Here is an 11,263-nt window from a genome sequence, read left to right on the forward strand (position 1 = left end):
CTAAATCCCCTCTCGGATCGTTTCTTTGGCGGCTACTCGGCAAACGCGTTACCGACGCTGTTGCCACCCACATACGTCTCGACCAGGGTAAGGTCGGGACTGAACACGACAAAGTCGGCGTCGCGCCCCGGCATAATGTTACTGCACTCGTCGTCGACATGAGCTAGCAAGCGATGCCGGGGCCGACGCCCATGCTCTTACAGCTCGGTCACGACAACGCCGTTGTAGACCTCGTCCCAACGATCCATGACCAGATGGCCGGTCATGGGATCCATGGCGTTGAGCTTGCCGCAGGTGTTGGCGGTACGCAGTACCGTCTCGTCATCCGCGCCAGCAGCAATCGCATGTGCGAAGCCGGCGATAGTGGAGTCGCCAGAGCCCGTAGCGTTAACGGCGGGGATATCGGGAGTCTTGGCGCGGAACGCACGGCCGTTATGGAAGCCCACGGAACCGGCGGCACCCATGGAAACGACGACCCAGGGGATATCGGAGAAGCGGGCATCAGAGGCGAGCGCGGCGCGGAGCTCGTCCACATCGTCGGTGGTAAAGCTCGTGCCCAGAAGGCCGTTGATCTCGGTCAGGTTAGGCTTAACCAGCTCGGGCTTAATTTCGGACTTGAGCGCCGCCTCGAGCGAAGCACCCGAGGTATCGAGCAGCACCTTGGCGCCGGCGTTCTCGGCAATGCCCGTGATCTTGGCATAGTAGTCCGCCTCGACGCCGCGGGGCAGCGAACCCGAGATGGTGACGACATCGGCCTTGCCCGCAAGCTCGGTAAACTTGGCGGTAAAGGCATCGAGCTCCTCGGGGGCAATTGTCGGGCCGCTCTCGAGCAGCTCGGTCTGGTTGCCGGCGTGGAGGATGTTCAGGCAAATGCGAGTCTCGCCCTTGATGGGCACAAAGTCATTGTTAATACCGTTAGCATCCATGAGCTCGGCCATATAGGCGCCCATATGACCACCAAGTAGGCCGGTTGCCACAACGTCGTCGCCCAGCTGGCCCAGCACACGGGCCACGTTGAGGCCCTTGCCGCCGGCGGTCTTTTCGGGCGTCACACGGTTGACGTCGTCGATAACGAGCTCATCGAGCTGATAGCGCGTATCGACAGACGGGTTCATCGTAACGGTGAGGATCATTTTAGCTCCTTATCTCGCAGGCTCCTTGTGCCTCGCGATACGAGTCGACAAAACGTAATTACAGAATCTCAATCGCGAACGAGCGAACGACGGTCTCCCTGGGCTTGGCGACAAGGCAGCCACGCTTATGCTCAAGCACGTCGTCCTCATCGGAGCAGGTCGAAAGACCGCCCCAGGGCTCAACTGCCACAAAATCGCCCTCGGGCTTGCTCCACACAATGAGATATGGGAAGCCCTCAAAGCTCAGGCGAACGCCCTTGTCCTCGCCCTTCTTGGAAAGCGTAACCTGACGGCTCTCGAGCACGTCAAAGATGGTCTCCGCAAAATCGAAGAGCTCGTGCGACAGGGGCAGCGTCTTTCCCACCATGGGGCTCTTGGAGCGGTTGGTCACGTCAATCAAGCCAGTCGAGGGGACGGCAGTGCAAAGCTCAGCAGCTTCGTCCTTCTCAAAGCGCAGCTCGTAGTCCGTATAGGCCTCGCCCTCATCGAGCGGGCACCTAAAGCCGGGATGACCGCCGATAAAGAACGGCATGTCCTCGGTTCCCTCGTTGGTCACCTCATAAGAGACGCGCACGGCATCCCCCTCGAGCGTATAACGAGCGACAAGCTTAAACGGGTACGGATAATCGCTCAGCAGCGCGGCGTTATCCTCGGAAGCCAGGCACATCGTCAGCTCGTTCTCGCTTTGGCTCAGCAGCTTCCACTCCTGTTTGCGCGCAAATCCGTGGCGAGCGAGCTTTACATGATGCCCGGCGAACGTCATGGCGCTGTTATCGCGCAAGCCTCCGCAAATCGGGAAGCAAATCGGTGCCTGGCCGGACCACACGGCGGGATCGCCCTGCCACAAGTACTCTCGACCTCCAGCCTCAATCGAGGTAAACGAACCACCAGCCGTGGACACCTTAATAGAAATCGAATCGTTGGAGAGAGCGTATTCCATTGCCCATCCTTTCGAACAACTGCTTTTTGCTCGCAAGTACCCGTCTCGGCCCTAACCAAAGGACAAACCCGCACGTTCATCGATGCGTCCGGTATCCCAGCCGTGCAACGGGGTACCATACAGACATTGATGCAATTACAGCTGAAAGGCCTTCTTATGCGAACCATCATCCTCTACGCCTCGCGCCATCACGGCAATACGAAAAAGCTCGTGGACGCCATCGTTGAGGCACACCCCGAGATCGATACCCTCGACGTCAAAGCGCTCGGCAAAAACGAGTATCCCAACCTGCACGAATATCATCTGATCGGTGTCGCCACGGGCATCTATTACTCCGAGATCGACAAAGATATGGCACGCGTGCTCACTAACGTGCTGCAACCGCAGGACAAAGTGTTTGGCCTTATGACCTACGGTGGCAAAAACAAGTGGTACGGCAAGGATATCGATGGCATCTGCCGCATGAGGCAGGCCATCTTTATGGGTGTCTACGGCTGCCCCGGCTTTGATACGTGGGGACCGTTCAAGCTCGCCGGCGGTGTCCAAAAGGGACACCCGACCGCTGAGGAAATTAAGGGCGCCGTCGACTTCTTCGACAAGATCGAAGACGAGTATGGCGACATCATCGTCGAAGAGTACGCCAAGCGCGAGAAGCGTCTAGCATACGAGAAGGAGCATCCTGCGGGAGGTCTTGTGGCCGGCGTTAAGCGCACGGCAAAGAAGATTGCTAACAAGCTGTAACTGTTAAGGTGCTTTTGAGCGTTTAACCCATACGGCGGGTCCGAGCAATTTCGGGCCCGCCGTCTTTTTCTATCGTTACTCGGTAAAGGCGTTGCCGACGCTCTGGCCGCCAACATACGTCTCGACGAGGGTGAGCTCATGGTCGAACACGACAAAGTCGGCGTCGCGACCCGGCATGATGCTGCCGCACTTATCCTCGATGTGTGCAGAGCGAGCCGGCACCTCGGTTGCCATGCGAATGGCGATATCGGCGCTGGCGATGCCCCAATCGACAATGTTCTTGACGCCCTGGGCAAGCGTGAGCACCGAGCCGGCAATGCTCTTGCCGTCAGCGAGCCAGCACAGGTTGTCCTTCATGATGACGTCCATGCCACCACTGGTGTAGCTGCCCTCGGGCATGCCGCCGCAACCCAGGCAGTCGGTGATGAGCACCGTGTGCTGCCAGCCCTTTGCCTGCAGCAGTGCCTTGATGGCGGCAGGGTTTACGTGCTTGCCGTCACAGATGATCTCGGCGTAGGTATCGGGCGTGGACATGGCTGCACCCACGACACCGGGCTCGCGGTGATGCAGCCCGCGCTGGCCGTTATAGGTATGCGTAAAGCAGCTGGCACCGGCGTTGATGGCGGCGATGCACTCATCGTAGGTGGCGTCGGAGTGACCAATGCTGGTCACCACACCCTTGGCGTTCAGAGCAGCCGCATAAGCAGCGGCACCGTCGCGCTCGGCCGCCATGGCGCTCTTAACGATGCGACCACCCGCAGCCTCCTGCCACTGATCGAAGACCTCCTCGGAGGGGTCGATAAGATAAGCGGGGTTCTGCGCGCCCACGTGCTTCATGGTAAAGAAGGGGCCCTCCAGGTAGATGCCCTGAATGCGAGCACCGCAGAAGTCGGGGCCGCGACCCTCGTCCGCCTGGGCGATGGCAGCGCAAGCGTCCTTGATCTGCTCGACGCCATCGGTGAACGTCGTGGGCAGCCAGCTGGTGGTACCGCGACGGGCGAGCTCGGTCGAGCTGATATCGATGCCCTCGGGATCGTTATCGGTAGTTGAGTGGTTGTAGAAGCCATGGATGTGAGTATCGACCATACCCGGTGCGATCCACGATCCCGTGTAGTCCTTAATCTCGCAAGAGGGCTCGTCGGCCTGCCAGGCGCCAAAGACGCCATCCTCGACCATAAGATAGCCGCCCAGTTGCGGGCCTGCCGGCAAGAAGAACTTGTCAGCCTTAATTGCGTACGTGCTCATATGCACTCCTTGCTTCTAAAGCAGTTGACTGTGGTGATGCTTATACCCAGCCCACGTAATAACAAAAAGCGCCCGCCCGCCGTTATGAGCGGACGGGCGCCCTTACAGGGGGACGCGATTAAGCGGTGAAGGGGTGAATCGTCACGCCCTTAACCACGCGGTTGACCGTACCGGTGGGGCTCGGCGTGTCGGGCGTGTTGCCCACGCGCACGGAGTTGAGCAGGCTGATAGCCTGAGCAAACATCACGAACGGCAGAGCAAGGTAGCCCTCGGGAAGCGCCTCGTAGCCCTTAAAGGTGAAGGACTCGCCCTCGTAGACGGTAGCGCCATCCTGCTGAACGGCAACGGTGTGCTGAGCGATCTTGTCGCCACCGATCTCGTTGAGGATGTCGATGTCGTACTGACGGGTGTAGGCGTCGTTGTTGACGAACACGAACACGAGGGTCTTGTCGTCGACGAAGGATTTGGGTCCGTGACGATAGCCCATGGAGGTGTCGTAGGAAGTAGCGACCAGACCGTGAGCAAGCTCGAGGATCTTGAGCTGGCTCTCCTGGGCAAGGCCACCGAAGGAGCCGGAACCCAAGTACGTCACGCGGTTGAAGTCGCCAGCGAGGTAGTCGGCAACCTCGGACTCGCGAGCGATGACCTCCTCGCCCATCTTGGCGATGGTCTCGACCCACTCGGCCTTCTGCTCGTCGGAAGCCTCGTCAAAGATGAGGGTAGAGAGCAGGGTCATGCAGGTGTAGGAGCCGGTCATGGCGAAGCCCTTGTCGTTGGCGCGCGGAATGAGCAGCGTCAGCGCATTGGGATCATCGGCGGACTCGACGGCAAGCTTGCCCTCGGGCGCGCAGGTGATGTTGAGGAACTTGACGTTGTGGACGAGCTCCTTGGCAACGGCAACGGCGGCAAGGCTCTCGGGGCTGTTGCCAGAGCGGGCAAAGGAAACCACGAGCGTGGGATCCTCAGCGCGCAGGAAGTCGCGCGGGGCGCTCACGATGTCGGTCGTGGCGATGGGCTTAAAGTCGTAGAGATCAGTGTTGCCGGCGTGACGCAGATACGGGGCGCAGGTATCGCCAACATAGTCGGACGTACCGGCACCGGTGAAGACAACGGACAGACGGCCCTCGCCCATAGCACGAGCCTCGGTAAGGAAGGCCTCGATGGCCTCCTTGTTCTCGCGATAGATGTTGAGCGTATCACGCCAAAGCTCGGGCTGCTGAGCAATCTCGGCCGTGGTGATCTGGGCGCCGAGCTCGGTGAGCTCCTCGACACTCTTCTCGAACATTTCTAATACCTCTCTCTAGAAGTAATCCTCTGACGTGCAATTATACACTTCGGTTGGTTATCTGGTAGTAACCAGTTAAATGCAAAGAATCACCATATGGAAACGATGCGGACACTAGTTGCTACGCTGGTGGTAAACCTTGTATTTAAACTGATCGGCACGAGCAACCGAGAGTGTATACTCCACAACCTCGTTTGACTCGTTATACGTAGTCCTGACCAAATCGAGCACAGGCGAGCCCTCGACAATTCCCAAAAGGTGGGCGTCGGTGGGACGGGCTATGCTCGCATAGAACTCCTCTTCAGCCACGCGTATCTTTTGCTGAAAGTCTTGCTCAATCACATCGTAAAGCGGCTTGCGCTCCAGCAGCGGTCGCTTTAGGGACAGAAATTGACGAACCGGTAGATAGCTGCGTTCGACCATCATGGGCATGTTGTCGGCAGAACGAAGGCGCTTAAGCTTAAAAATGCGATCACCGATACGCAATCCCATATGCTCGGCCAGATTCTTATCGGCCTCCATCTCGCAAAACTCGAGAATCGTGGTCTCGGGTTCTCGACCCATCGCGCGCATCTGCTCGGTAAAGCTGTAGGACTGCATAAGATTGGTTGCTTTTGCCGAACGGTCAGTCACAAAGGTACCGCGACCGTGCTGCCGAACCACCAGTCCTAAACGCTCCAGTTCCTGCAGAGCCAAGCGTACCGTAGTGCGCGAGAGACCATAGCGCTCCGAAAGTTCGCGCTCGGAAGGAATCATGTCACCAGCGCGATATTCATGGTCAATCTTTTCGGTCAGAATATCGACCAGCTGATCGTACAGCGGTTGCTTACGCGCTCCGATCGCCATCCTATCCTCCCTTTTGCTCGAATTCGGCTAACTACCTAGGGTGTTAAGCATTATCAGTCCGCAACACCCGACTCATCAAGAAAACAAAAGCCGCGCGCTCTTACGAGCACGCGGCTTTTAACATACACATGGCTTAAGGGGTCGGGGTGTGAGCCGCGTAGGGACACACCCCTCAAGCTAGAGCCTTACCAGATGCTCGGCCAGAGACCAAGCGGGCCAGCGCCCAGGATGCCCAGGACGAAGAGCAGCAGAATGCCCTTGGTCGGGGTCCAGCTGTGCTTAGCGAACATGTAGTAAAGCAGCAGCGTAAGCATAAGCGGGACGAGCTTCGGGACGATGGTGTTGAGGGTGTCGGCAACAGAGAAGTTGACCGGATCCTCGGTGACGGTGCCGTAGGTAACGGACTCCATGCCGTTGCCCAGATCGGTGACGCCGCACTCGACAGCGTTGCCGTCGGCATCGGAAGCGGTGAGGGCGTTGCCGTCCTCATCGGTCATGGCAATGGTACCGGCCTCAGCGGTCTCGGTATCGATGCCCTCCATACCGGTGAAGTTCTCGGCCTCCTTCTCGGAGACGATCACGGTAGTAGCGGAGAGGCCACGGGTGGTGCCGTTGGGGATCTGGAGGTTGATCTGGGTGCCACCCATGGTGACGACCAGGCAACCGACGACGAAGACGCCCATGATGGAAGCGGCACGCGTGAAGGCCTGCATGTTGGCAGTCAGAGCGTCAATAGCGCTGGTGCCAAGCTTGTAGGACCAGTTCATGAGCCAGAAGCGCAGAGCGAACTGGACGACGTTGAAGATCACCAGGAAGATGATCGGCGCAGCGGCGTTGCCGTTGATGGCCATGTTGGAGGTGATGCCGGCCGTGATAGGCACGAGCGTCAGCCAGAACAGGGCGTCACCGATACCACCGAGCGGGCCCATTGCGGCGACGCGGACGGCGCGGATCGTGGGGATGTCAACCTTGTTCTGCTCGAGCGAAAGCACGATACCCATAACAAAGGTGACGAGGAACGGGTGGGTGTTGAAGAACTCCAGGTTGTGGCTCATGGAAGCCGCGAGGTCGTTCTTGTTGGTGTGGATCTTCTCCAGACCGGGGATGATGGAGTAGAGCCAGCCAGCGGCCTGCATGCGCTCGTAGTTGAACGATGCCTGCAGGAAGCAGGAGCGCCAAGCCATCTTGTTGAGGGTCTTCTGGTCGAGCTGCGGAGCAGGAGTGAGATCCTCGTAGTGCTCCGGGATCACATACTCATTAGATGCCATCTTCGAAGTCACCTCCGTCAGAAACAGCTGCACCCTTCAGCTCGGTCTGCTGCTGGAAGTCCCAGAAAGCGATGCCGAAGCCGATGAGAGCGAGGATGAGCAGGGCAGGGGTTGCCAGCGAATCGTTGGCAACGGTGATGAGCGCGAGGCCAAAGCCCATGAGGAAGAAGCCCCACATATCGCGGTTCATCATAACCTTGAGCAGGACGGCGAAGCCGACGAAGCGCATCATGCCGCCTGCAGCGGAGAGACCGGTCTGCAGCCAAGTCGGGATGGCGGAAGCGATGGTCTGACCGATGGTAGCGCCAGCGATGAAGAACAGGGTGACGACGACAGCGAAGATCAGGCCGAGCAGAGCCATGGCGAAGTAGTTCAGACGCTCGATACCCTTGGTGTCAGCGTTGTGGGCCATGTTGTCCGCGGAGGACATGAGCGGCGACATAAGCGTGAAGACCAGGGTAACGCCGAGCTGACCAAGCAGAGCGAACGGAATGGCAAGGCCGACTGCCGCGTTGGGCTCGAGGCCCGTAGCGATAGCGAGAATGGCTGCCATGATGCCGCCGATGACGGCGTTAGGCGGCTGAGCGCCTCCGATCGGCATGTTGCCGATCGTCATGAGCTGATAGGTACCACCCACGAGAAGACCGGTGTTGAGGTCGCCAAGGATAAGACCGATGACGGCGCCGGTGACGATGGGCTGATAGAGAGACTCGAGGAAGTTGAACTGGTCGATTGCCGCGACGAACGTGACGATGAAGACCAGAGCGACCTGGATGATCGAGTATTCCATCTTGCTCCTCCTTTCAAAATGTATGTACGCACTTTGGATATCACGTACAGAACGTCAGGGTTTCAATCCTGACAACGTGGATCACGAGGATTACGAGAAGAGCTTGCTCGTGTCCTCAACAGGCGTGCTCGGAACGCGCCTGATCTCCAACTCCACCCCCAATTCCTGCAGCTCTTTAAACGCAGCGACATCCTCGTCGTTAACTGCGACGGAGGTGGCGACTTGGCGCTTTCCTTCCGACATGTGCATGTTGCCGATGTTTACCTTCTTTATAGGCACACCGCCCTTGACGAGCGTAAGCACGTCTTCCGGTGTTTCGGCCACGATGAAGATCTTCTGGCGCGGGCTCGCCTTGCCAATGACGTCGATGGTCTTCTGCAGAGAGAAGAAACGAGTAGCGACGCCGGCGGGAGCGGCCATCTTCATGAGGTTCTGGCGCATGGTGTTGGTCGACACATCGTCGTTGGCAACGAGAATGAGGTTGGAGCCCAGGGTGGAGTTCCACTGGGTAGCGACCTGACCATGGACCAGTCGGTTATCGATGCGGGTAAGAAGAATGTTGGGTTCTGCCATGTTGATCAGCTTCCTTTCGTTATTTGCTGACGACAGTTACTTGATCTCCTGAATCGCGTAACGCGAAACATCTACAACGGCGCCGGATCGGACTTTGATCTGGACCTTCTCGCCTTCGATGCCTTTGACGGTTCCGTAGATACCGCCGGCGAAAAGAACTTCCTGACCCGGCTTGAGCTCCGTGTGCAGCTCCTTGAAGTACTTCTGCTTCTTCTTCATGTTGATTTGCGACCAGATGGTGTAAATCAAGCCCATAATGACAAGCAGGCCTAAAAGGGCGACCGAGGAGCTCAGGACGTTGGCTCCGAAATCGGCCATTAGATGCCGTCCTCGTCGCCGAAGATATCCTCTTCGTCGGAGCCGGCAACGGATGCGACCGTCTGGGCGGTGATGCCCGTCTGGCCAACGGTCACGGCCTGCTCGCCAAGCTCGGCGAGCGTGGCGTTACCGCGGAGGAACAGAAGCTCAATAACCATGGGAAGGTTGGTGCCGGTCAGGACCTCGACATTGTCGACATCCTGGGCGATCATCATCGACTGGTTGAACGGGGTACCGCCAAGCAGGTCGGTAAAGACGAGCACGCCATCGCACTCCTCGCGCATGGCGGTAATAGCGGCGCGGAGGTCCTCACCGTAGGAAGCAGCCTGGTCGCCCTCGAAAGGAACGACGGTAAAAGCGGGCTGATCACCGGCGACCATAGCGATAGCGCTTGCGAGGCCGGGTGCGAACTGTCCATGACCGGTAAGAATAAAGCCAACCATTCAAATTTCCCTTCCGAAGGTGTGTACGATCTGAGTCCGATGTTTTCGGAAGCCAGCGGGCGGACGCCCTTAAAGCTTCTTGGAAAGCGTTCTTTGAAGACCAGTGGTCTCTCAACTGGTAGTAACCACGTGACGTGTTGTTGTCACTATATCATCACAGAAGAGGTCGCTTTCGCTGATTCACGCAGTAAAACGTTTTTGCACCGCTCACGGCGATAAATCGACCGTTTACCGCTCATTAACACTTCTACCTGCGGTTTTGAAACCGTTTCGAAATACTTTGACGAAAGATCGGAACCTTTTCTGTGTCTAAACAACGCAGGGTGGCCAAAAAAGGCATGTAGAAAAAATGCAGGTCATTGTGAAGATTTGTGAATTGGTCTTTTTGACTTAATACCAGTTAGAACCAGTTTAGAAATTATCGGTGAACGGTAGTTTTCGACCGCTCAGCGGTTATTTCCAATCGTTTGCAGCTCCTTTTCCATATGAATTAGGGAGACCCGATGAAGCACTTGCGCGGTTGCGGGAAATTTCGATACTCGTCCATCCCCCACGTGCCAAACTCTCACTCCCTAAATATGCCATAAGCTCTCGCTATTCGTCTTACAAACATAACTTACTCAAATCTGTAATTGTTTATCGTTTATCATTAAGTATATTATAAGATTTAAATATCATCCTAGACATTGGTTGGAGGAGCTATGATCCGCTGGAACGTATCCAAATCGAATGAACCCATCAACCGCGAACAGGCAATAGCCGATCTGAGGAAGCTCGCTCACATCTGCAAATGGGCCACAATCTGCACCGCCGTAGCGCTCGCTCTGGGACTTCTCGCAGTCATTGCAATCGAGCTTCTACTCATATTGCCTAGCCTCTCCCAAGGGTTCTGCCTCCAATCCGTAGAGCTTAATGCCGGCGAAGGGCCATCTCTCGCTCTCGTCGGCGCCAATGAACAGACCCCTCTTATGCTTGTCGCGCACGACGGTCATACTGCCATAGGGAGCGCCATGATGACATGCCTTGCGCTTGCCATTGTGCTAAGCGCATACAGGTTTTTCTCCGCCATTGAAAAGGCGGGCAGGCCCTTTGACCTCGAATGCATCCGCATACTACGTCAAGTAGGACATTTGTTCCTTATTGGCGGCGTTGCTGTGAAGCTTCTTGGTGCCATAGTCACGGGGCTGATACTCTCAGGATTTGGCGGCAACTTTACGGATGCGCTTGGCGGCCAGCACCTCGACCTCTCTATGGTCTTTGCAGGCCTGATTATTAGCCTGATTGCCAGCGTCTTCCAGTACGGGTGTATCCTGCAAATACAAGATGACGAGTTGCTCTAGGGGGAATCCATGATTATTCTGCGGCTCGACCGCATGCTCGCCGAACGCAAGATCTCATCCAAAGAGCTTGCGGAACGCGTGGGCATCTCCCAGGTCAATATGTCGCGCATCAAGACGGGCAAGGTTTCTGCCGTGCGCTTTTCAACTCTTGACGCGATATGCCGGGCACTCGACTGCCAACCGGGCGATGTACTGGAATATATGCCTGACGATGAAGCCGATAACCTCTTTGGACTTAAAGATTAATTGAGATTATTTAACTACCGGTACCTCCGACGTAATAAGCCCGCTAGAACGGATATTGAACTGCGTCCCAAATCTTGGACGCCCTAAATAGCGAC

Annotated in this window: 13 protein-coding genes; 3 read left to right on the plus strand and 10 right to left on the minus strand. The window is 57.0% G+C overall.

All coding sequences use genetic code 11. The features are described 5' to 3' along the window. Window positions 1-197: 197 nt before the first annotated feature. The gene (locus DW943_RS08505) at window positions 198-1,133 is read right to left on the minus strand and encodes a hexose kinase (RefSeq protein ID WP_117756831.1); all 936 of its coding nucleotides are present in this window, start codon (window positions 1,131-1,133) and stop codon (window positions 198-200) included. A gap of 58 nt (window positions 1,134-1,191) precedes the next feature. Next, complete coding sequence (locus DW943_RS08510) at window positions 1,192-2,073, minus strand: aldose 1-epimerase family protein (RefSeq protein ID WP_117862760.1); 882 nt, start codon at window positions 2,071-2,073, stop codon at window positions 1,192-1,194. Between the two features lie 156 nt (window positions 2,074-2,229). Between DW943_RS08510 and DW943_RS08515 the strand changes: the two genes are divergently transcribed. Next, window positions 2,230-2,814: a flavodoxin domain-containing protein gene (locus tag DW943_RS08515; protein WP_233543636.1), complete on the plus strand. Its 585-nt coding sequence runs from the start codon at window positions 2,230-2,232 to the stop codon at window positions 2,812-2,814. A gap of 75 nt (window positions 2,815-2,889) precedes the next feature. Here DW943_RS08515 and nagA read toward each other — a convergent pair whose 3' ends face one another. The 8 genes from nagA to DW943_RS08555 all read right to left on the minus strand — a co-directional run bounded on the left by nagA (window position 2,890) and on the right by DW943_RS08555 (window position 9,582). Then, a complete protein-coding gene (gene nagA / locus DW943_RS08520; RefSeq protein ID WP_117862762.1) occupies window positions 2,890-4,059 on the minus strand; it encodes an N-acetylglucosamine-6-phosphate deacetylase in 1,170 nt (389 codons plus the stop codon). A gap of 118 nt (window positions 4,060-4,177) precedes the next feature. Beyond that, the gene (locus DW943_RS08525) at window positions 4,178-5,344 is read right to left on the minus strand and encodes an SIS domain-containing protein (protein ID WP_117862763.1); all 1,167 of its coding nucleotides are present in this window, start codon (window positions 5,342-5,344) and stop codon (window positions 4,178-4,180) included. Window positions 5,345-5,458: 114 nt separating this feature from the next. Continuing rightward, window positions 5,459-6,190 (minus strand): GntR family transcriptional regulator, encoded by a 732-nt coding sequence (locus DW943_RS08530; RefSeq protein WP_022094608.1) that lies wholly within the window; start codon window positions 6,188-6,190, stop codon window positions 5,459-5,461. Between the two features lie 185 nt (window positions 6,191-6,375). Beyond that, window positions 6,376-7,458, minus strand: coding sequence for a PTS system mannose/fructose/sorbose family transporter subunit IID (locus tag DW943_RS08535; protein WP_022094609.1), 1,083 nt, complete (start codon window positions 7,456-7,458; stop codon window positions 6,376-6,378). After that, a complete protein-coding gene (locus DW943_RS08540; RefSeq protein ID WP_089572403.1) occupies window positions 7,448-8,248 on the minus strand; it encodes a PTS sugar transporter subunit IIC in 801 nt (266 codons plus the stop codon). The genes DW943_RS08535 and DW943_RS08540 overlap by 11 nt, the downstream gene beginning before the upstream one ends. 90 nt (window positions 8,249-8,338) lie before the next feature. Beyond that, window positions 8,339-8,821: a PTS N-acetylgalactosamine transporter subunit IIB gene (gene agaV, locus DW943_RS08545; RefSeq protein WP_089572404.1), complete on the minus strand. Its 483-nt coding sequence runs from the start codon at window positions 8,819-8,821 to the stop codon at window positions 8,339-8,341. 36 nt (window positions 8,822-8,857) lie between these two features. Continuing rightward, window positions 8,858-9,139, minus strand: coding sequence for a preprotein translocase subunit YajC (gene yajC, locus DW943_RS08550; protein ID WP_022094612.1), 282 nt, complete (start codon window positions 9,137-9,139; stop codon window positions 8,858-8,860). Next, a complete protein-coding gene (locus DW943_RS08555; protein ID WP_117743271.1) occupies window positions 9,139-9,582 on the minus strand; it encodes a PTS fructose transporter subunit IIA in 444 nt (147 codons plus the stop codon). Before DW943_RS08555 ends, yajC begins: the two co-directional genes overlap by 1 nt. A gap of 701 nt (window positions 9,583-10,283) precedes the next feature. Here DW943_RS08555 and DW943_RS08560 point away from each other — a divergent pair. Beyond that, window positions 10,284-10,922, plus strand: a complete 639-nt coding sequence (locus tag DW943_RS08560) for a DUF2975 domain-containing protein (protein ID WP_089572407.1) — start codon at window positions 10,284-10,286, stop codon at window positions 10,920-10,922. A gap of 9 nt (window positions 10,923-10,931) precedes the next feature. Beyond that, window positions 10,932-11,168: a helix-turn-helix transcriptional regulator gene (locus DW943_RS08565; RefSeq protein ID WP_117564746.1), complete on the plus strand. Its 237-nt coding sequence runs from the start codon at window positions 10,932-10,934 to the stop codon at window positions 11,166-11,168. Window positions 11,169-11,263: the final 95 nt, after the last annotated feature.

It is taken from the genome of Collinsella sp. AM44-11 (assembly GCF_003467145.1).
Classification (GTDB): domain Bacteria; phylum Actinomycetota; class Coriobacteriia; order Coriobacteriales; family Coriobacteriaceae; genus Collinsella.

Coding starts and splice junctions, on each gene's coding strand:
- DW943_RS08505 (WP_117756831.1), bottom strand. CDS start 1,133: ATGATCCTCACCGTTACGATGAACCCGTCTGTCGATACGCGCTATCAG.
- DW943_RS08510 (WP_117862760.1), bottom strand. CDS start 2,073: ATGGAATACGCTCTCTCCAACGATTCGATTTCTATTAAGGTGTCCACG.
- DW943_RS08515 (WP_233543636.1), top strand. CDS start 2,230: ATGCGAACCATCATCCTCTACGCCTCGCGCCATCACGGCAATACGAAA.
- nagA (WP_117862762.1), bottom strand. CDS start 4,059: ATGAGCACGTACGCAATTAAGGCTGACAAGTTCTTCTTGCCGGCAGGC.
- DW943_RS08525 (WP_117862763.1), bottom strand. CDS start 5,344: ATGTTCGAGAAGAGTGTCGAGGAGCTCACCGAGCTCGGCGCCCAGATC.
- DW943_RS08530 (WP_022094608.1), bottom strand. CDS start 6,190: ATGGCGATCGGAGCGCGTAAGCAACCGCTGTACGATCAGCTGGTCGAT.
- DW943_RS08535 (WP_022094609.1), bottom strand. CDS start 7,458: ATGGCATCTAATGAGTATGTGATCCCGGAGCACTACGAGGATCTCACT.
- DW943_RS08540 (WP_089572403.1), bottom strand. CDS start 8,248: ATGGAATACTCGATCATCCAGGTCGCTCTGGTCTTCATCGTCACGTTC.
- agaV (WP_089572404.1), bottom strand. CDS start 8,821: ATGGCAGAACCCAACATTCTTCTTACCCGCATCGATAACCGACTGGTC.
- yajC (WP_022094612.1), bottom strand. CDS start 9,139: ATGGCCGATTTCGGAGCCAACGTCCTGAGCTCCTCGGTCGCCCTTTTA.
- DW943_RS08555 (WP_117743271.1), bottom strand. CDS start 9,582: ATGGTTGGCTTTATTCTTACCGGTCATGGACAGTTCGCACCCGGCCTC.
- DW943_RS08560 (WP_089572407.1), top strand. CDS start 10,284: ATGATCCGCTGGAACGTATCCAAATCGAATGAACCCATCAACCGCGAA.
- DW943_RS08565 (WP_117564746.1), top strand. CDS start 10,932: ATGATTATTCTGCGGCTCGACCGCATGCTCGCCGAACGCAAGATCTCA.